At 70.1% G+C, this 18,443-nt stretch carries 17 protein-coding genes and 1 pseudogene; 6 read left to right on the top strand and 12 right to left on the bottom strand.

The features are described from left to right. Nucleotides 1-42: 42 nt before the first annotated feature. Both OG504_RS06735 and sigJ read right to left on the bottom strand, forming a co-directional pair. Nucleotides 43-1,509: a cytochrome bc complex cytochrome b subunit gene (locus OG504_RS06735; RefSeq protein ID WP_405988895.1), complete on the bottom strand. Its 1,467-nt coding sequence runs from the start codon at nucleotides 1,507-1,509 to the stop codon at nucleotides 43-45. Further along, nucleotides 1,506-2,453: an RNA polymerase sigma factor SigJ gene (gene sigJ, locus OG504_RS06730; RefSeq protein WP_405988894.1), complete on the bottom strand. Its 948-nt coding sequence runs from the start codon at nucleotides 2,451-2,453 to the stop codon at nucleotides 1,506-1,508. Before sigJ ends, OG504_RS06735 begins: the two co-directional genes overlap by 4 nt. Before the next feature lie 206 nt (nucleotides 2,454-2,659). On the opposite strand from sigJ, the gene OG504_RS06725 reads away from it, so the two are divergent. Then, nucleotides 2,660-4,273: a DHA2 family efflux MFS transporter permease subunit gene (locus OG504_RS06725; RefSeq protein WP_405988893.1), complete on the top strand. Its 1,614-nt coding sequence runs from the start codon at nucleotides 2,660-2,662 to the stop codon at nucleotides 4,271-4,273. 150 nt (nucleotides 4,274-4,423) lie between these two features. On the opposite strand, the gene OG504_RS06720 is transcribed toward OG504_RS06725, so the two are convergent. Both OG504_RS06720 and OG504_RS06715 read right to left on the bottom strand, forming a co-directional pair. Further along, on the bottom strand, nucleotides 4,424-5,113 hold the full coding sequence (locus tag OG504_RS06720; RefSeq protein WP_405988892.1) for a 2OG-Fe(II) oxygenase: 690 nt from the start codon (nucleotides 5,111-5,113) through the stop codon (nucleotides 4,424-4,426). 30 nt (nucleotides 5,114-5,143) lie between these two features. After that, on the bottom strand, nucleotides 5,144-5,641 hold the full coding sequence (locus tag OG504_RS06715) for a methylated-DNA--[protein]-cysteine S-methyltransferase (protein WP_405988891.1): 498 nt from the start codon (nucleotides 5,639-5,641) through the stop codon (nucleotides 5,144-5,146). Between the two features lie 137 nt (nucleotides 5,642-5,778). Between OG504_RS06715 and OG504_RS06710 the strand changes: the two genes are divergently transcribed. Together OG504_RS06710 and OG504_RS06705 are read left to right on the top strand one after the other, a co-directional pair. Further along, nucleotides 5,779-6,024 carry a hypothetical protein gene (locus OG504_RS06710; RefSeq protein WP_033278861.1) on the top strand — a complete coding sequence of 82 codons (246 nt, stop codon included), beginning with the start codon at nucleotides 5,779-5,781 and terminating at the stop codon, nucleotides 6,022-6,024. A 3-nt stretch (nucleotides 6,025-6,027) separates the two neighbouring features. After that, the gene (locus tag OG504_RS06705; RefSeq protein WP_266865812.1) at nucleotides 6,028-6,411 is read left to right on the top strand and encodes a toxin Doc; all 384 of its coding nucleotides are present in this window, start codon (nucleotides 6,028-6,030) and stop codon (nucleotides 6,409-6,411) included. Nucleotides 6,412-6,659: 248 nt separating this feature from the next. Here the strand turns inward: OG504_RS06705 and OG504_RS06700 are convergent. Next, a pseudogene (locus tag OG504_RS06700) lies at nucleotides 6,660-7,487 on the bottom strand (helix-turn-helix domain-containing protein); the annotation flags it as partial. A 144-nt stretch (nucleotides 7,488-7,631) separates the two neighbouring features. On the opposite strand from OG504_RS06700, the gene OG504_RS06695 reads away from it, so the two are divergent. Together OG504_RS06695 and OG504_RS06690 are read left to right on the top strand one after the other, a co-directional pair. Then, a complete protein-coding gene (locus OG504_RS06695) occupies nucleotides 7,632-8,507 on the top strand; it encodes an oxidoreductase (protein ID WP_405988890.1) in 876 nt (291 codons plus the stop codon). A gap of 395 nt (nucleotides 8,508-8,902) precedes the next feature. Continuing rightward, nucleotides 8,903-10,546: an RICIN domain-containing protein gene (locus tag OG504_RS06690; protein WP_405988889.1), complete on the top strand. Its 1,644-nt coding sequence runs from the start codon at nucleotides 8,903-8,905 to the stop codon at nucleotides 10,544-10,546. Here OG504_RS06690 and OG504_RS06685 read toward each other — a convergent pair. From OG504_RS06685 to OG504_RS06665, 5 genes are all read right to left on the bottom strand, one after another. Continuing rightward, complete coding sequence (locus tag OG504_RS06685; RefSeq protein WP_405988888.1) at nucleotides 10,539-11,516, bottom strand: 2-hydroxyacid dehydrogenase; 978 nt, start codon at nucleotides 11,514-11,516, stop codon at nucleotides 10,539-10,541. The two genes, OG504_RS06690 and OG504_RS06685, sit on opposite strands and share 8 nt — an antisense overlap. A gap of 45 nt (nucleotides 11,517-11,561) precedes the next feature. Continuing rightward, nucleotides 11,562-12,257, bottom strand: a complete 696-nt coding sequence (locus OG504_RS06680; RefSeq protein ID WP_405988887.1) for an alpha/beta fold hydrolase — start codon at nucleotides 12,255-12,257, stop codon at nucleotides 11,562-11,564. A gap of 46 nt (nucleotides 12,258-12,303) precedes the next feature. Continuing rightward, on the bottom strand, nucleotides 12,304-12,969 hold the full coding sequence (locus OG504_RS06675) for a cyclase family protein (protein ID WP_405988886.1): 666 nt from the start codon (nucleotides 12,967-12,969) through the stop codon (nucleotides 12,304-12,306). Then, nucleotides 12,969-14,549 (bottom strand): purine-cytosine permease family protein, encoded by a 1,581-nt coding sequence (locus tag OG504_RS06670; RefSeq protein ID WP_405996268.1) that lies wholly within the window; start codon nucleotides 14,547-14,549, stop codon nucleotides 12,969-12,971. Before OG504_RS06670 ends, OG504_RS06675 begins: the two co-directional genes overlap by 1 nt. Before the next feature lie 212 nt (nucleotides 14,550-14,761). Further along, nucleotides 14,762-15,313 (bottom strand): hypothetical protein, encoded by a 552-nt coding sequence (locus OG504_RS06665; RefSeq protein WP_405988885.1) that lies wholly within the window; start codon nucleotides 15,311-15,313, stop codon nucleotides 14,762-14,764. A 359-nt stretch (nucleotides 15,314-15,672) separates the two neighbouring features. Here OG504_RS06665 and OG504_RS06660 point away from each other — a divergent pair, with 359 nt between their 5' ends. After that, nucleotides 15,673-16,110, top strand: coding sequence for a protease inhibitor (locus OG504_RS06660; RefSeq protein WP_405988884.1), 438 nt, complete (start codon nucleotides 15,673-15,675; stop codon nucleotides 16,108-16,110). 136 nt (nucleotides 16,111-16,246) lie between these two features. On the opposite strand, the gene OG504_RS06655 is transcribed toward OG504_RS06660, so the two are convergent. Beyond that, complete coding sequence (locus OG504_RS06655; protein ID WP_405988883.1) at nucleotides 16,247-16,627, bottom strand: STAS domain-containing protein; 381 nt, start codon at nucleotides 16,625-16,627, stop codon at nucleotides 16,247-16,249. Between the two features lie 220 nt (nucleotides 16,628-16,847). Further along, nucleotides 16,848-18,350 carry an MFS transporter gene (locus tag OG504_RS06650; RefSeq protein WP_405988882.1) on the bottom strand — a complete coding sequence of 501 codons (1,503 nt, stop codon included), beginning with the start codon at nucleotides 18,348-18,350 and terminating at the stop codon, nucleotides 16,848-16,850. Nucleotides 18,351-18,443: the final 93 nt, after the last annotated feature.

Below are 18,443 nucleotides of genomic sequence, written 5' to 3'. Positions count from 1 at the left end.
GTCCGGGCCATTGACGGGGTGTCGGCAAGCGGAGCCGCTGAACTACGGCTCACGCTCCACGAGTTCCCTCGGGCTCTTGTGTGCGGTCAGCGTGTGGAGTTCGGCCTGGTCGAGTGGTCGGTGTACCTCCACGTACTCGCCGTGCGGCAGGCGCTTGATGATCCCCGTCTCGCGGCCGTGCAACACCCGTTCCGTGTCCCGTAGTTGGAGACCCAGGCAGATGCGGCGGGTCACGACGAAGGCGACTGTCGGTACGACGAACACCGCCACCCGCACGGCCCACGTCACCGTGTTGATCGACAGGTGGAGGCGGGTCGCCACGATGTCGTTGCCGCCGCCGGCGAGGAGGATCAGGTAGAGGCTGATCCAGGCGACGCCGATGCCGGTGCGGGTGGGGCGGTTGCGGGGGCGGTCCAGGAGGTGGTGTTCGCGTTTGTCGCCGGTCCGCCAGGACTCCAGGAACGGGTACACGCCGATGAGGACCAGGAGGAGCGGGAAGACGACGATGGGGATGAGTACGCCGAGTACCAACGTGTGGCCCCAGAAGGTGATTTCCCAGCCCGGCATGACGCGGACCAGGCCCTCCGCGAAGCCCAGGTACCAGTCCGGCTGGGCGCCCGTGGAGACCTGGTCGGCGCGGTAAGGGCCGTAGGACCAGACGGGGTTGATGGAGGCCACCGCCGCGAGGAGGGTGAGGGCGCCGAAGACCAGGAAGAAGAAGCCGCCCGCCTTCGCGAGGTAGACCGGCATGAACGGGGTGCCCACGACGTTGCGTTCGGTGCGGCCGGGGCCCGCGAACTGGGTGTGCTTGTGGTGGACGACCAGGATGAGGTGCACGACCACAAGTGCCGCCATGATGCCCGGGATCAGCAGGACGTGGAGTGAGTAGAAGCGGGACACGATGTCGTGGCCGGGGTACTCGCCGCCGAACAGGAACATCGAGAGGTACGTCCCGACGATCGGGACCGACAGCAGCGCGCCGTCCACGAAGCGCATACCCGTGCCCGACAGCAGGTCGTCCGGGAGCGAGTAGCCGAAGAGGCCCTCGAACAGGCCGAGGAACAACAGGGACCAGCCGAACAGCCAGTTGAGCTCCCGCGGCTTGCGGAACGAACCCGTGAAGAAGTGCCGCATCATGTGCGTGAGCATCGCGGCGATGAACACCAGCGCCGCCCAGTGGTGCAACTGCCGGACCAGCAGCCCGCCCCGCACGTCGAAGCTGAGATGCAGCGTCGAGGCGTAGGCGTCGGACATCCGGATCCCGTTCAGAGGCACGTAACTCCCGTGGTACGTCACCTCGTTCATCGACGGGTGGAAGAACAGGGTGAGGTAGATGCCCGTCAGGATCAGGACCACGAAGCTGTAGAGGCAGATCTCGCCGAGCAGGAACGACCAGTGGTCCGGGAACACCTTGCGCAGATACTGCTTGCCGAGGGTGTGGATGCCGAGGCGGCCGTCGAACCAGTCGGCGACGCGTTCGCCCCGCGAGGGGTCGGAAGTGCGGGTCACTGGTCCGCCCCCTCGTCCTCGTCCTTGTGGACGTGCGTGAGCTTCTCGGGGTTGGTCACGATGTAGACCCCGGACACCTGGTCGCCCTCGGGCGTGAGGTCCATGACCATCACCGCGTACGGCGAGTCGCCCTCGAACAGCACGGCCGCGTCGTCGCCGTTGACGCGGCGGTAGCGCAGCTCCAGGTCCTGGGGGCCACGGCGTCGGCTCGCGAACGAGTTGATGAGGCGGACGGCCTTGTCCCGGCCGTGCACCGGGCGCAGTCCCGCCGGCTTCCGGTTGCCCCCACTGTCGGTCCACACCGTGACGTCCGGCGCGAGGATCTCCATCAGCGCGGCGAGGTCCCCGCCGATCGCCGCCCGCACGAACCGCTCGGTCGCTTCCCGCCGCACCCGGGGATGCGCCTCGTACAGCGGCCGGCGCGCGTGCACATGGGCCCGCGCCCGGTGCGCGAGCTGCCGTACGGCGGCCGGGGTGCGCTCGATGATGTCCGCGATCTCGGTGTGGGCGTACCCGAACACCTCGTTGAGGACGAAGACCGCGCGCTCCAGCGGGGTCAGTGACTCCAGGACGACCAGCATGGCCAGCGACACGGACTCGGCGCGCAGGGCGGGGTCCACGGGATCGTCGTCGGCGGGCTGGTCGACCAACGGCTCCGGGAGCCAGGGGCCTACGTACGTCTCGCGGCGGCGGGTGACCGTGGCGCGGCGCTGGAGCGCGTGGTTGACCGCGATGCGGACGAGATAGGCGCGCTGGTTGGTGATCGTGTCGAGCGGGGAGCGCCGGGCGCGCGACGTCCAGGACAGCCAGCTCTCCTGGAGGACGTCGTCGGTGTCGGCGACGCTGCCCAGCATGTTGTAGACGAGGCCGAACAGCAGCTCCCGGTGGTCCATGAAGACAGTGGTCGCCTCATCGGTGACAGCGATCCCGGAAATCTCGGACATGTATGCGCCTCCCCAGTGGCGTGCTCACTACTGCGAGGGGCGGCGGGGGTCGGAATGTGACAGCCGACGGCCTGAATGTGACGTACGTCTCGGGAAAATCGCGCGGTGTCACACCCGTCGGCCGGTCGCCCTCTTGAACGCGAGTCCGACGTGCGGTCGGACGCGTAGCCGGATGTTCGGAAGTTCGGATGCAAGGAGTCGGCATCGTGTTCAAGAAGTGGCACGGCAACCCCTGGGCGATCCTCATCACGCTCTCGCTCGGGTTCTTCATGACCCTCCTCGACCTGACGATCGTGAACATCGCGATCCCTCAGCTCGGGGAGGACCTCGGCGCGTCGCTGGACGAGATCCTGTGGATCGTCAACGCCTACACGCTGGCGCTGGCCGTCCTGTTGATCACCGGCGGCCGCCTCGGCGACCTGCGCGGCAAACGGAACCTGTTCGCCGCCGGAGTAACCGTCTTCACCCTGGCCAGCCTCGCCTGCGGCCTCGCGCAGGATCCCGCCCAGCTCATCGGGTTCCGCGCGGTGCAGGGGTTGGGCGCGGCGCTGCTCATGCCGCAGACCCTGTCGATCATCGCCGAGGTGTTCCCGGCCGACCGGCGCGGTGTGGCGATGGGCATCTGGGGCGCGGTGGCGGGGGTGTCGGGCGCACTCGGTCCGATCCTCGGCGGGGTGCTGATCACCCATCTGTCCTGGCGCTGGATCTTCTTCGTCAACCTGCCGATCGGCGCGTTGGTGCTCGTGCTCACCATGGCGGTCATCCCGGGCGCCGGGCGTACGGTGCGGCGTCGTTTCGACACCCTCGGCGTCGTCCTTGCCTCAACTGCCTTGTTCTGCCTGGCGTTTGGACTGACGGAGGGACAGCGGTACGACTGGAACGCCGGGATCTGGAGCCTGTTCGGTGCGGCCGTCGTTCTCTTCGCCGGGTTCCTGGTGCACGAGCGCGGTCTGCAGAACGGTGAACCCCTGGTCCCCTTCTCGCTGTTCAAGGACCGGAACTTCAGTCTCATCAACTTCGTCGGCGTCACCGTGTCGTTCGGTGTGGTCGGGATGTTCCTGACGCTGACGATCTATCTGCAGTCCGTGCTCGGCTTCAGTGCGCAGAAGGCGGGGCTCGTGCTGTTGCCGGTGGCGCTCGGCTCGTTCGTGATGGCCGGGCCCGCGGGGGCGCTCGCGGACAAGGTCGGCGGCAAGTTCATTCTGATGGGCGGCTTGCTGGCCTGGGCGGGTGGACTGGTGTGGGTCGTCGGTGTCGCGGACGTCGGTACGGGGTGGTTGACCATCGCGTTCCCCTTGTTCCTCACGGGGTTGGGGGTCGGCTGCACGTTCGCGCCGATGGCCACGGAGGTCATGCGTAACGTTCCGCCCCGGCTCGCGGGGGCCGCGTCCGGTGTCACCAATGCGCTGCGGCAGGTCGGGTCGGTGCTGGCCGGGGCGGTGATCGGGGCGATGCTTCAGGCTGAGCTTGCGTCTTCCTTGACCGAGCAGGCACGGGCTCGGGCCGGTCAACTCCCCGTCGCTTACCGGGAGTCGTTCGTTGCCGCGTTCTCGAAGGCGGAGTCGGATGTCGGTGCGGGGCAGCAGGGGGGTGCGCCGGGTGGGGTTCCGCATGGTGTTGCCGAGCGGATGCGGGTGCTTGGTGGGGAGGTGTTCGGGCACGGGTTCGTCCATGCGATGGGGCCCGCCGTTTATGTCGCTGTCGCTGTTCTGCTGGCCGGTGCGCTCGCTTGTCTTGCCGTGCGGCGACACCAGGGGCCTTCCGGTAATCCGCATGCCCTGCCCATGTCCGAGCCTGAGTTGGAGGAGGCCGCGCGATGACTGTCGGTGGCGTGGGCTTTGGAGGTACATAGTTGGCTGCGGGTGGGTGGGGGCTGGTCGCGCAGTTCCCCGCGCCCCTAAAAAGCGGACTCGGCTTTGCCGGTCCGCTTTTTTAGGAGCGCTGTTCTGCAGCGCGTTCATCAGTCGCCCTCAAGTCGCGTCGTGGAACACCAAGCCCAACGCGTGACGTCTGCCGGAGCGTACGGTGCTCACCCCGTGTCGCATCGGGCCGGACGACCAGCCGCGTTTCGTGCGTACCGGGCGGTCGCGGGTCGTGAACACGAGGCCGTGGCCCTGCTGGAGCGGGGTCGCGGTGGCCCGGGACTGGGCTCGGGGGCGTTGCTCGACCATCAGGAACTCGCCGCCCGTGTAGTCGGTGCCGTACTCGTCGAGGCCGATCACCACCTGGAGCGGGAAGACCAACTCGCCGAAGACATCGCGGTGGAGGGCGTTCCAGTCGCCCTCGCCGTAGCGGAGCAGGATCTGCGCCGAGCGGTCCTGGCCGGCGGCATGGCAGCGGGCCAGCCACTCGTCCAGGTCGTCCGGCCAGGGGGACGGGCGGTCGAGGCGGGCCGCCCAGTCCCGGGCGATCGGCAGCAGGCGCGGGTAGAGCGCGGCGCGCAGGGCGGCGATCGGTGCGGGCAGGTCGTGGGTGAAGTAGCGGTACTCGCCGGAGCCGAAGCGGTGCCGGGCCATGTCCACGGTGGTGCGGAACAGTTCCGGCTTCTCGTACAGCGCGGCCAGGTCGCGGCACTCGGCGGGTGTGAGCAGCTGTGCCGTCGGCGCGCTGCCGTACAGGTCCAAGTCCTCGGCCAGAGCTGACCAGTTGGTGGCGTCCATGACCAACTCCCTCCTTGTCCTCGTCATCCGTCAGCCGAGCATCGGCTGCAACGCGCCCTCGTGGGTGAGCAGTTGAACCTTGCGTTCGACACCGGCGGCGTACCCCCGCATCGAGCCGTCCGCGCCGATCACGCGGTGGCACGCGCGGACCAGCAGGAGCGGGTTGGCGCCGAGTGCCGCTCCGAGTGCCCGGACTTCGGCGCGCGGCACGCCCAGGCGCTCGGCGAGGGCGCCGTACGTCGTCGTGGTGCCGTACGGGATCTCGTCGAGGGACTGCCAGACGCGCTGCTGGAACTCCGTTCCCTCGGCGGCGAGGGGGAGTTCGAAGCGGGTGAGGTCCCCGGCGAAGTACGCGGACAGCTGGCGGGTGGCCTCGGTGAAGGCCTCGTCGTCGCGTTGCCAGTCGGCGGGGATGGCCGGGTGGTCCGGCATGGTCAGGGAGGTGAGGGTGGTGCCGGTCGGCGACTTCTCGCCGGTCAGGAGCAGCTCGCCCAGGGGGCTGTCGGTGAGTGTGCAGACGGTGTTCATGGAGACGAGTCTGCTCCGGAACCGTGGTCGGGACCGGCGGGATTCGGACATGGAGGTGGGACCCGCTCGGTACCGTCGGACGTACCTCTTGACCTGGTGGTATTTACGGGTAAGTACCCGAGCGGTACCGTGTTGGCATGCCAGCTCTCAACGTGGAGTTCAGCGAGCGCGAGCTTGAGGACCTGCGGCAGATCGCCAAGGAGCGCGGTACCTCGATGAAGGCGCTCGTGCGGGAGGCGGCCGCGGCCGACATAGCCCGGCACCGCGCGCTGCAGGAGGGCGCCGAGGCGTTCCGCCGGTTCTTCGCCACGCACGCCGACGAGTTCGCCGCCGCGTTCCCGGACGACGAACCGGCGGCCAAGGGCGAGGGGCGGGTCGCCTGACGCATGCCCGTCACTCCGGTCATCCATATCGACGTGCCCTGGCTGCTCCAGCGCCATGAGGAAGTCCTGCCGGACCAGCCCACCATCAACGACTTCTCGGCGTTGGTCGCAGCCGTCGCCCGACACCGCGTCGATCCGCCCCGGCTCGGCATCGACTCCGACCCGGCCTGGCGGGCCACCGCCCTGCTGCACACCCTCGCCCTGCTCAAGCCCCTGCCCTCGGCCAACGCCCGCTTCGCCTGCGCCACGGCGGTCGCCTACATGTTCGTCAGCGGCGTCGGCATCGATCCGCCCTACGGCGCCCTCGTCGACCTCGCCCGCGATCTGATCTCCGGCAAGACGGATGTCTACGGCGCGGCGGACCGGCTGCGTTCCTGGCAGATCTGAGCGGCAAGCCTGGCAGGTAGGTCTGTCTAGCGGTCCTCGTCGAGCCGGGCGATCTCGTCGCGCTCCAGCGGGGTTTCGCGCGAAGGTGCTTCGCCGGCCGCGGCCCGGGCGTCGCCCTGGCGAGGCGTCTCGTCGGCCGCGGTTCGCGGGTCGCCCCGGCTGGAGAGTTCGCCACTCGCCGCCCGCCGATTTCCCTCCGGGGGCGTCTCGCCGACCGGGGCCCGTGCATCCTCCCGCCAGGTTGTCGCGCCGGACGCCGTCAGGCTGCCCAGCAGGCCCAGCAGTTCCGCGCTGCGGCTCCCCGGCTCGGCGTGGAAGACCACCACGCTCAGCGCGTTCGTACCGGGGATCTCGAACTTGTTCGACCGGAGCTCGAAGTCGCCGACGAGCGGGTGGGTGAGGAGGCTGGTCCGGCCGAGCATGGGCCGTACCTCGTGGCGGCTCCACAGCAGCCGGAAGCGGTCACTGCGCACGGACAGCTCGCCCACCAGCTCCACCAGCCGGGGTTCGTCGACGTCGGGGCCGATGTGGCCGCGCAGGGTCGCCACGCCCTCGGCGGTCAACTCCTCCCAGTCACGGCGCAGTTCACGCTCGTCGGGGTCGAGGAACACCGCCCGCAGCAGGTTCACACCCGGCGTGTAGTTCGGGGACAGCGCCCGGCACAGCGCGTTGGCCGCGAGGCAGTCCGTGAACCGGTTCTGCACGTATGCCGGGTGGCCGGACCAGGTGTCGAGCAGCTCGCGGACGCTCACCGGTACCGCCTCGGGGCGCCTGACCCGTCGGCGGGACACGGCGGGCCGCTCCGGCTGCGCGAGGCTCAGCAGATGGGCGGTCGCGGAGGTGTCCAGGCGCAGCACCCGGGCGAGCGCCTCCAGCACCTGCGCGGACGGGTTGCGGTCGCGGCCCTGCTCCAGCCGCAGGTAGTAGTCGGAGCTGATACCGGCCAGCAGGGCGACCTCCTCCCGGCGCAGCCCCGGCACCCGGCGCAGCCCGCCGCCGCTCAGGCCCACGTCCTCGGGCCGGATCCGCTCCCGGCGGGCCCGCAGAAACTCCCCGAGCGCGTTCTTGCTGTCCACACCACCACCGTAGGTCCGAATCCCCGGAGGTGCGTGTCCCTGCCACTACCAGGAACATCCGGGTACTGCCTGCCCGGCCGGAACCCGCGCAGAGTCGATGGCAGGACCGAACCGTCCACCCCCCCCTGTGAAAGGCGCGCCATCATGGCCGACACCGTCTCCGGCGGCACCCTCACCCTCGCCGAGGGCCTCACCCTCACCCGCATGGGATACGGCGCCATGCAGCTCGCCGGTCCCCACGTCTTCGGCCCGCCGAAGGACCGCACCGAAGCGGTGGCCGTCCTCCGCGAGGCCGTCGAGCGGGGCATCACCCACATCGACACCAGCGATTTCTACGGCCCCGTCGTCGTCAACGAGATCATCCGGGAGGCCCTTCACCCCTACCCGGACGACCTGCGCATCGTGACCAAGGTCGGCGCCCGGCGCGGCCCCGACGGCAGCTGGATCATGTCCCGGCACCCCGAGGACCTCAAGGCGCAGGTGTACGACAACCTCCGCAACCTCGGGCTCGACGCGCTCGACGTGGTGAACCTGCGGGTCGGCACCGATCACGGCGCCTTCGAGGAGTCGATCGGGGAGGAGTTCGGCGCCCTGGCCGAACTGCAGAAGGCCGGGCTGATCCGGCACCTCGGGGTGAGCACGGTCTCCGCCGCCCAGCTGACCGAGGCCCAGGCCATCGCGCCGGTCGTCACCGTGCAGAACCTGTACAACCTGGCCAACCGGGAGGACGACGCCCTCGTCGAGCGGTGTGCCGCGGAGAACATCGCGTTCGCCGCGTACTTCCCGCTGGGCGGCTTCACCCCGCTGCAGTCGCGGACCCTGTCCGAGGTGGCCGCGCGGCTGGACGTCTCGGCCCAACAGGTCGCCCTGGCCTGGCTGTTGCAGCGGTCGGCGACCACCGTCCTGATCCCCGGCACCTCCTCCCGCGCGCACCTGCGGGACAACATCGCCGCCGCGGACCTGGTGCTGCCGGCCGACGCGATCGCCGAACTCGACACCATCGGCCGGGCCACCGACTGACGCGGGGGAGGGCGGGGGTGGGCCGCCCCCGCCCTCGGGGCCGCCGACCGAGGGCGGGAGGAGCAAGGTCGGCGGCCGTTTGGCGCGGGAGAGCCGCCGTCCAGCGCGTGGCCTCCGAGAAGGGCCGAACCCAGTGGACCGCGGTGAGCCGTGTGCCGGGAGCGTGCGTGACGCACCGGCGTGTGCGCATGGTTCACACGGGGCGCATGGAAAGTCGAAAGCCGGTGCTGGTGAACCGAGTTGTCACCGCATCTGACTTTCTTTCAATGGTATGGAAGTTACCCAAGTGCCTTGTTGGGTCGGGTGGGTTGTGCAAGGGTGAAACACCCGCGCGCGGGGGCTAATGCCCGGGGCTCATTCACCTGTTGATGAACCGAATCCGAGGAATCCACTTCGTGTCCATCCCGCATCCCCCTCGTCCTCCTTACCCGCCGCCGGACGGCGGGGCCCCCGAGGAATCCGACGAGACCCTGGCCGCCCGGCTGCGGGGCCGTCCGGAGGGCGAGGCCGCTCATTCCGTCGCGCTGCTCATGGCACGGCACTGGCGGCCGGTCGAGGATTACGCGGGCATCTGTCTCGCCGCCGAGGGGACCGTGCCCGCCATGGCCGCGGCGGCCGCCTTCCACCGGGTGTTCGACCGGCTGACGTTCGGCGAACACGGTGTGGCGCTGCGGCCCCGGCTGCTGCTGACCGTGCGCGACACGATCCGCGAGTGGTCGACGGAAGAGCGGATATCCAGTGTTGTTCCCGACCTGGGGAATCCCTCCGGGGGCCGCGCCATGCGGGCCGCGAAGTCGATGACGGCGGAAAATCGCAAGCTCGCCGAGCGCTCTTTCCAGACCCTTCCGCCGTTCGCCCAGTGTCTGCTGTGGCACACCGAGGTCGAGGCCGAGTCGATAACCGTGCCGGCGGCCCTGCTCGGCATGGATACCGACAACGCGTCGGCCGCTCTCCAGCAGGCACACGAAAAATTCCGCGAAGGCTGTGTACGCGCACACCGGGAACTCGCACCGACCCAGGATTGCCGCTTCTACAACCGACTCCTCGACGTCCCGATTCGGCGCGGTGGCGGACTGCTGCCGGATGTCCAGCAGCATCTCGCCCAGTGCCGCCACTGCCGTTTCGCCGCCGAACAACTCAGCTATTTCGAAGGCGGGTTGGGCGTCCTCCTCGCCGAGGCCGTGCTCGGCTGGGGCGCCCGCCCCTACCTCGAGTCACGGCCCGGCCGCGCCCGCCGAGACCCACGGACCAGGACCGTGTCCCGGCACGGCGGACACACCGGCGGCAGCACGGGACGGCACCGGCTGCTGTCCCGCATCCCCGCACCCGGCCGCCGTCTCGTGGACGCGGCCCGGTCCGCCCGGTCGGAACGGTCGTCCCGATCGCTGTTCGTCGGCGTCGGCCTGATCGGTGCCGGGGTCCTCGCGACGGTGTTCGCCGTCGTCCTGTGGCCGGACCACAGTGGCGGCACCTCCGGTCCCGTCGCCTCCAGCACCACCAACAGCGGCTCCGGACACGTGTCGTCGTCGGTACCCGGCACCGCCCGGCTCCCCGCCACAGCCCAGCGGACGCGGCTGCACAACGCCGCCGCCGGCCTGTGCCTCGACATCCGCGGCACCGCGAAGGCCGGCGCCGGCACCGTCCTGGCCGTCTGCTCGTCGGCCGAGACCCAGGAGTGGTCGTACGACACCGACGGGCTGCTGCGCAGTGTGGCGAGCCCCGGGCTGTGCCTCGACTCGCACGCGGACGCCGGTGTCGTCGTCCTCGGCACCTGCGCCGACGCGAAGACCGGGCGCGGCGACGATGTCCGCTACGACTTCACCGTGCAGGGCGAGTTGCTGCCCCGCTGGGACTCGCAACTCGCGCTCACCTCCACCACCAAGGACCCGGGTGCCGACATCGTCCTCAAGGTCCGCGACGGCTCCACCGCACAGCGCTGGCTGACCGACTCGGTGACGGCCAGCCCCGGTTCGCTGTCGATCGCCGGCACGGGAGCCCCGTCACCGCGCCCGGCGAAGGTCGCGGACCGGCTCAACTGACCACATCGGAAGGCAACGTGCCGGTCAGGTAACCGGCGGCATTCTGTACGGCGGCCAGCGCGATCCGGAGCACCGTCTCCCGGGTCACGCCGCCGACGTGCGGCGAGAGCACCACGTTCGGGGCCTTGAGCAACCGCAGGGCCGGGGTTGGGGGTTCGGGGTCGAAGACGTCCAGGCCGGCACCCGCGAGGGCCCCGGTTTCGAGGGCGTCCGCGAGGGCGTCCTGGTCGATCAGGGCGCCCCGCGCGGTGTTGATCACGAACGCGCTCGGCCTGAGCAGCGCGAGCCGCTCCGCGTCCAGGAGATGCCGGGTCCCGTCGGTGAGCGGCGCGTGCAGGGTGACGTAGTCGGAGACGCGCAGCAGTTCGTCGAGCGGGACGTGCCGGGCGCCGCCGAGCCTGGCGGTCGTCTCCTCGGGGACGGGGCGGCGGCCGGCGTAGACGACGGTCATGTCGAACGCGGCGGCGCGGCGGGCGACTTGCTGCCCGATGGCGCCCAGCCCCACGATGCCGAGCGTCTTGCCGGACAGCTCGGTCAGGGATCGCTGCAACCGGGGGAGCGCCCGGTCGCCCCCGACGAGCGCGGTGTGCGCGGGGACGAGTTGCTTGGCCAGCGCCAGCATCAGGGCGAAGGTCTGCTCGGCCACGTTCCGCGCCTCGGCACCGCTGGAACCGATGGTGCAGACGACGACCCCTTGGGCGCGGGCGGCGTCCAGGTCGACGTAGTCGAAGCCGTGACTCGCGCACTGCACCAGCTCCAACTCCGGTGCTGCGGCGAGGTGTTCGGCGGTCACCGGGGAGAGCGCGGTGATGACGACGTGCGCCGCGCGCAGGGCCTGCGGGTCCTCGTCGACCGTCTCGACGACGGTGACGTCCACCCCGTCGGGCAGCAGCGTCGCGAGTCCGGCGCCTGCTTTCCGGCCGCCCATGTGGGGTGGGACGACGGCCAGGACGTTCTTCGTGGAGGGCATGCGAAATCCTCGTCGGGGTGGGGGAGAAGGGCGTCTGTGCGTACGTCAGGACCGGGTGGCCGACTCGACGAGTATCCGGGCCAGTTCGCTGGGCTGGGAGAACATCGGCCAGTGGCCCGTGTTCATCCGGACCAGCTCCCAGCGCCCGCGCTCGACCAGTTCGTCGACCGGGGCCGGCAACTCGTCGCCGTCGAGCAGGCACTTGATGTAGGTGGCCGGGAGGTCGGCCAACGGGTAGGCCAGGACCGCCGGTTCGGTGAGCGCGGCACCCGGGTGTGGGGTCCCCTCGGTGACGATGCGCGTGATCTGCTCGTCCGTGAGGTCCTGGCCCGCATAGTCCGCCGGGTCCAGGGGCGGCCAGTCGCCGCCGTTCTCGTCGAGCGACTTCCTGATGAAGTCGCTCGGGAAGCTGTCCAGGAACGACTCCCCGTCGACCGGCACGTTCGCGTCGACGAACACCACCCGGGCCAGCCGGTCACCGATCCGCTCAGCGGCTTGGCCCACAGGCACACCGGAGTAGCTGTGCCCGACCAGGACGACGCCCCGCAGATCGAGGCGCTCGATCTCGTCGACGATGTCCTGGACATGGGTCTGCTGCCCGGCCGGAACCCCCTGCTTCTCCGCCAGCCCGGACAGGCTCAGCGCGTGCACCTCGTGCCCGGCCCCGCGCAGCTCGGACACCACCTCGTCCCACGCCCACGCACCGAGCCACGCGCCCGCCACCACCACGAATCGAGTCATGCTCCCAACGTAACCGCCGGGTCTGACAACGACCTTCCCGGAACGATCAGACCGCCCGCGCCACGGCCCGCACCGGCGCACCGTCCGCCCCCGGCAGCCGCAGCGGGAACAGGAACAGCTCCAGGTCCGGGAGACCCACCACCTGATCGAGACCCGTGAGGTTCTCGGCGATCACCCCGCCCGCGCCGCACAGCACACGATGCGCGGGCAGCCCCAAGTCGGCCGTCACATCGCCGGGTTCGGGCGTCGGATCGACACTCAGCGCGTCGACCGCGACCGTACGGACCCCCGCCGCGACGAGTGCCTCGGCCGCCTCCGGGGTGAGCCACGGGTGGGCGAGGTAGCGGTCGGTGCCCCAGTACGCCGACCAGCCCGTGGCGAGCAGGACGAGGGAGCCCGGCCTCAACTGCCCCAGCGCGGGCGCCAGTAGGTCCGGCGTGATCGGCGCCCGGTCCGGCAGCCCTCGTACGTCGGCCACCATCGCGTGTCCGCCGAAGCGTTCCAGAGGGAGTTCGTCGAGGCGGGGCCACGCGTCGTCCACGTGGTACGGGGCGTCGACATGCGTGCCCGACTGCGAACCCATGTGCAGCTGAAGGACGTTGACGCCGTCCCGGTGTGCGCGCAGGGCGACCGAGACCTCGACGGCCGGGTCACCGGGATACACGGGCATCCCGGTGACCACAGGTACCGACAGGTCGATCCAGGTCGACATCAGCCGGCCTCGGCAGCCACGGTGGGTGCCTCGATCGCCACGCCGGGGCCGGTGATCGGCGGCACCGGGACCTCGACGGTGCGGGCCAGCCGTGCGCCCTCGGGGCCGTACGCGGCGCGGGGTTCGGGGAACAGCCGGAGCAGGCCCAGGAACAGCACGGCGGCCACGGCCAGCGACAGGGGCAGACTGATGTCGACGCCGTTGGCGAGGTCGCCGAGCGGGCCGACGAACTGCCCCGGGATGTTGGTGAACAGCACACCGACGACGGCGGCCACCCACCAGGCGGTCATGCCGCGCCAGTTCCAGCCGTGCGCGAACCAGTAACGCCCGCCGCGCTGACGGCGGTTGAAGACCTGGAGCGCGTCCGGGTCGTACCAGCCGCGCCGGGTGTAGAAGCCCAGCATCATCACGACCATCCACGGCGTCGTACAGGTGATGATCATCGTGGCGAACGTCGAGATCGACTGCACCAGGTCGAAGCCGAAGCGCCCGATGAAGATGAACGCGATCGACAGCACACCGACCAGGAACGTCGCCTGCACCCGCGACAGCCGGGGGAACACCGAGGAGAAGTCGAGCCCGGTGCCGTAGAGCGAGGTCGTGCCCGTCGACATGCCGCCGATCAGGGCCAGCAGACAGACCGGCAGGAAGAACCAGCTCGGCGAGATCGCGAGCAGTCCGCCGACGAAGTTCGGGGCGGCCGGGTCGACGTACTTGGGGGCCTTCGCGGCGATGATGCTCGCGGTCGCCAGGCCGAAGACGAACGGCAGCAGGGTCGCGATCTGGGAGAGGAACGCGGCCCCGACCACCTTGCGGCGCGGGGTGTTCGCCGGGATGTAGCGCGACCAGTCGCCGAGGAACGCGCCGAAGGAGACCGGGTTCGAGAGCACGATCAGAGCCGCGCCGATGAACGACGGCCAGAACAGCGACTGGGTCGCCGCGTCCGCCGAGGACGTGAAGACTCCGGCGTACGACGGGTCGAAGTCACCGGCGAAGGCGATCGCGCCGAGCAGGAACAGAACCGTCGCGGACAGCACGGCGATCTTGTTGACGAACAGCATGAACCGGAAACCGTAGACGCACACCGCGAGGACGAGCACGGCGAACAGCGCGTACGCGACGACGTAGGAGAGCGTGCTCTGCTCCAGGCCGAACAGGCGGTGCGCGCCGCCGACCAGGGCGTCGCCGGAGCTCCACACCGAGATGGAGAAGAACGCCACGGCGGTGAGCAGGGACAGGAACGAGCCGACGACCCGGCCGTGCACACCCAGGTGCGCGGAGGAGGCGACCGCGTTGTTCGTGCCGTTGACCGGGCCGAACACCGCCATCGGACACAGGATCAGCGCGCCCACGACGACTCCCAGGAGCGTGGCCGCGAGGCCCTGCCAGAAGGAGAGGCCGAACAGGATCGGGAAGGCACCCAGCACGCAGGTGGAGAAGGTGTTGGCACCGCCGAACGCGACCCGGAACAGGTCGAGCGGGGTGGCGGTGCGGTCCGCGTCGGGGATGCGCTCGACGCCGTAGGTCTCGACCTCGGTCAGGGACTGGCTCGGCGCGGCGGGGGAGGGCTGCTCGGACAAGGGGGACAAGGGGGCTCCAGCGGGGGACGGCGGTGGAGCGCGTTGTAGCGCGGTGGCGGAGTGGACGGCCGTTCACGCGCGCGGGGTGGGCGGGGTGAACGGATGCCGTCCTCAGGGGGTCTGCCGACGTTATGGCCGGCCGCGACACCCGCACCAGAGGACGGTTCATCCATCTTCCGTGCCGTGGGTGGAGGAATCATCCACCGCTGTTCCTATGCGGTGTCGCCCGGGGCGTCCTCCGGTTCGGCGTCGGGGCCCTGGGCGCGGACCCGCTGGACGTGTTCGAGGGAGTCGCGCAGTTCGCTGAGCCAGTCGTCGGTGTGACGCTGGACGAGACGCACGCACCAGGCGAGCGCGTCGCTGCGGCTGCGCGCCACGCCGGCGGCGATGAGGGTGTCGAGGACCTGGCGCTCGGGCTGGCGCAGCCGGGTCATGACGGGCGCGGAGATGTGCGTGAACAGGGACCGCTCCCCGGCGCACTCCACACCCCAGGAGACCTTCCTGCGGAACCGGTGCTCGGCCTCGCGCGCGAGGGCGATCCGGGTCTTCCGGGTGCGCTCGCGGAACTCCTGGACCCGGCCCTGGACGGCCGCTTCCTTCTCGGCGTCCGAGACGTCCTCGGCGAGCTTGGGCGCGGGGATGCGGCCGATGACGGTGACCTCCTCGCGGTCGACCGTGACCTCGACCAGCTCCTCGAACAGGTCGTCGGGCAGACGGCCGGTGAACCAGCCGCGAAGCTTCTCCTGCTGCTCTGTCGTAATCATGTAATGACGATTACTCGCAAGCAGAGCGAACGCAAGGGGCTGCGGCGGAGTGCGCCGAGAGCTGAAGTGGAATGTTTCGGGACTGTTTCAGGCCGATTGGTGAGCATGGGTAAACCGGCCATCCGACCTGATTCGGCGATCAAGAACCGCGCAGTTCCGGGCTTGATGCGATCGGATTCTGTTACTTCACGCCACTGATTCAACACGCAAGGTTACTGAAACCTGTGGGTGGGATGTGAGTTTCCGCGACGGACTCGGCAGAGTGGCGCCCGCCGGTCCGGCACCGACCGAGCAGGGCCGGCATCTCTTCGAACCGATCGGTTCGTGATCGGTTCGTATCGAGCGGAAGGATGCACACAATGCGGAACACCGCGCGCTGGGCAGCGACCCTGGGTCTGACGGCCACCGCCGTCTGCGGACCCCTGACCGGGTCCGCCCTCGCCGCCCACGGAGCCGGCCCGGCCGCGCTCTACGCCCCCTCGGCCCTGGTGCTCACCATGGGCCACGGCGACGACGCCGCCCTCGCCACACCGGAACGCGCGGTGACCCTCACCTGCGCGCCCACCTCCTCCGGCACCCACCCGGCCGCCGCCGAGGCCTGCGCCGAACTGCGCGGTGTCGGGGGCGACTTCGACGCCCTCACGGCCCGGGACGGCGTGCTCTGCAACAAGCTCTACCGCCCCGTCGTCGTCACGATCGACGGTGTCTGGCAGGGCAGACGCGTCTCCTACGAGCGCGTCTTCTCCAACGAGTGCGTGAAGGACTCCTACGGATACGGAGGCGTCTTCACGTTCTGAGAGACCGGGACCGCGCGGTCTCCGTGAGCAACAGGGAGGGTCCGTAGCTGGGGAGTGCGTGCCCCTGTCGCGGAGTACCGCGGTCCCGCAACCAGGGGTCGGCCGGGCGGTGTGGGGTCGCCCGTGCCGGCCCCTGTCATCGTTCGGGGCTCTCGGCCTGCGCCGGCAGCACCCGGAGTGGCGGAAAACGGCCGAGCAGCCCCGAGGCACGCAACAGCCGGTCGATGCGCGGCCCGTCGGACACCACACGCAGCCGCCCGCCCCGCTCCCTGGCCCGCCGCTCGGCCCGGCACAGCACGCGCAGCCCCGAGCAGTCGAGGAACTCGACGGGCCGCAGATCCACCAGTACGTCGGGCTCGTCGACCGAGGTCGCGGCGTCCAGATGTTCCACGACGAAGCCGGCCGTCGCCATGTCGATCTCGCCCGAGACCTCGACCACCGTGAAGGGGCCCCCGGACCGCGTGCGGGCACAGGAGTTGGCCGCGGGGCTGTCGCGTTCGTCCGCTTCCGCTGTCATGGCCGCTCCACCTCGGCACGGGGCGCATTCGGTCTCGGTAGTTACCCCGGAGGAGCCCCGAACATCCCCGACACGCCGTCCGCAAGATCTGGTTCACTCGACATGGTGAACTTCGGTCAGAAAGGTTGACTTTCTGTCAGTAGGGCAATGAAGAGGGGCCGCCGTCTCCCTGCGGACGGCGGCCCCTCGGTCTGTGCGGCTCAGGCTCGGGCGGAGCCGGTCACATGTGGACGACCGGTGCGGCGTCCGCCTCCTGCTGCGGAACCCCGCGACGGTAGAGCGCCAACGCGATCAGCGTGCCCGCGGCGAAGAAGCCCGCCGACCACCAGAACGCGGTGGTGTAGCTCTCGATCGTCGCCTGTGCCTGGACCAGCTTGCTGCGCGCGTCCTTCCCGGCCAGGTAGTCGGTCGCGGCGCTCGCGGCCAGCGTGTTCAACAGCGCCGTACCGATCGAACCGCCCACCTGCTGCATGGCGTTGACCGTCGCCGAGGCGACACCCGCGTCCTCGGCGGCCACACCGCCCGTGGCGAGCTGCATCGCCGGCGGCATCACCATGCCGAGACCCGCGCCGATCACGATCAGCTGCGGGAGCACGTGGGTCGCGTAGGACGAGGTGGTCCCGATGTCGGTCAGCCAGGCCATGCCGACCATGGCGATGGCGAAGCCCAGCGGAATGATCACCTTCGGGCCGAGTCGCGGCACGAGCATCGTGGTGCCGATCTGCGCCATGACCATCAGTGCGCCGATCATCGGCAGGAACGCGACACCGGTCTTGGTGGGGCTGAAGCCCAGGTTCAGCTGCAGGTAGTAGGTGAGGAAGAGGAACACACCGAACATGCCCGCACCGGTGATCAGCACGGCGAGGAACGAGGCGCCCCGGTTGCGGTCGAGCAGGATGCGCAGCGGCAGCAGCGGGTGCGCGGCCCGGTTCTGCCACCAGGCGAAGGCGGCGAGCAGCACGACGCCCACGATCAGGAAGCCCCAGGTCTGCGGCGAACTCCAGTCGTGCGTCTCGGCGTTGGAGAAGCCGTAGACGAGGGAGAACAGACCACCGGCGACCAGGACCGTGCCCGGCACGTCCAGCTTGGAGCCCGCGGCGTCGCGGTGGTTGCTCAGCAGGACCCAGCCGCCCGCGAAGGCGACGAACGCGATGGCGACGTTGACGTAGAGCGTCCAGCGCCAGTCGAAGGCGTCGGTCAGCACGCCGCCGAGCAGCAGGCCCACCGCGCCGCCGGCGCCGGCGATGGCGCCGTAGACGCTGAAGGCCCGGGCGCGTTCACGGGCGTCCGTGAAGGTCGTGTTGAGCAGGGACAGCGCGGCCGGCGCGAGGAGCGCGCCCGCGACACCCTGGAGGGCGCGTGCGGTGACCAGCATCTCGAAGCTGGTGGCGGCGCCGCCGAGCGCGGAGGCCGCGGCGAATCCGACGACACCGGCGAGGAAGGCGGTCTTCCGGCCGAACAGGTCGGCGATACGGCCGCCGAGCAGCAGCAGGGAGGCGAACGCCAGGGCGTACGCGGTGACGATCCACTGTCGGTTGCCGTCGGAGAAGCCGAGGTCCTTCTGGGCCGACGGCAGGGCGATGTTCACGATGGTGGCGTCGAGAACCACCATCAACTGCGCGACGGCCACGATCGCGAGGATCCACCACCGCTTGTTGGAGGACGCGGACTGCGCCTCCCCGGCACCCGACCGGGTGTCTTCGGTCAATGTCTTCTGGGACATCGGGAACCACTCCAGGGAAGTCGTTCGGGGTTTACCAAAACGTAAACGAAACGGTTTCGTACACATCGGAGACTAGACCACTTTCTGCGAAAC

Source organism: Streptomyces sp. NBC_00986 (genome assembly GCF_045162565.1).
Taxonomy (GTDB): Bacteria; Actinomycetota; Actinomycetes; order Streptomycetales; family Streptomycetaceae; genus Streptomyces.
Note: the sequence above shows the minus strand (reverse complement) of the source record. Positions and strands in the feature narration are given on the sequence as shown.

Excerpts from the sequence above, each read along its gene's own strand:
- sigJ (WP_405988894.1), bottom strand. The coding sequence starts at position 2,453 with ATGTCCGAGATTTCCGGGATCGCTGTCACCGATGAGGCGACCACTGTC.
- OG504_RS06720 (WP_405988892.1), bottom strand. The coding sequence starts at position 5,113 with ATGGACGCCACCAACTGGTCAGCTCTGGCCGAGGACTTGGACCTGTAC.
- OG504_RS06715 (WP_405988891.1), bottom strand. The coding sequence starts at position 5,641 with ATGAACACCGTCTGCACACTCACCGACAGCCCCCTGGGCGAGCTGCTC.
- OG504_RS06710 (WP_033278861.1), top strand. The coding sequence starts at position 5,779 with ATGCCAGCTCTCAACGTGGAGTTCAGCGAGCGCGAGCTTGAGGACCTG.
- OG504_RS06705 (WP_266865812.1), top strand. The coding sequence starts at position 6,028 with ATGCCCGTCACTCCGGTCATCCATATCGACGTGCCCTGGCTGCTCCAG.
- OG504_RS06695 (WP_405988890.1), top strand. The coding sequence starts at position 7,632 with ATGGCCGACACCGTCTCCGGCGGCACCCTCACCCTCGCCGAGGGCCTC.
- OG504_RS06685 (WP_405988888.1), bottom strand. The coding sequence starts at position 11,516 with ATGCCCTCCACGAAGAACGTCCTGGCCGTCGTCCCACCCCACATGGGC.
- OG504_RS06680 (WP_405988887.1), bottom strand. The coding sequence starts at position 12,257 with ATGACTCGATTCGTGGTGGTGGCGGGCGCGTGGCTCGGTGCGTGGGCG.
- OG504_RS06675 (WP_405988886.1), bottom strand. The coding sequence starts at position 12,969 with ATGTCGACCTGGATCGACCTGTCGGTACCTGTGGTCACCGGGATGCCC.
- OG504_RS06665 (WP_405988885.1), bottom strand. The coding sequence starts at position 15,313 with ATGATTACGACAGAGCAGCAGGAGAAGCTTCGCGGCTGGTTCACCGGC.
- OG504_RS06660 (WP_405988884.1), top strand. The coding sequence starts at position 15,673 with ATGCGGAACACCGCGCGCTGGGCAGCGACCCTGGGTCTGACGGCCACC.
- OG504_RS06655 (WP_405988883.1), bottom strand. The coding sequence starts at position 16,627 with ATGACAGCGGAAGCGGACGAACGCGACAGCCCCGCGGCCAACTCCTGT.
- OG504_RS06650 (WP_405988882.1), bottom strand. The coding sequence starts at position 18,350 with ATGTCCCAGAAGACATTGACCGAAGACACCCGGTCGGGTGCCGGGGAG.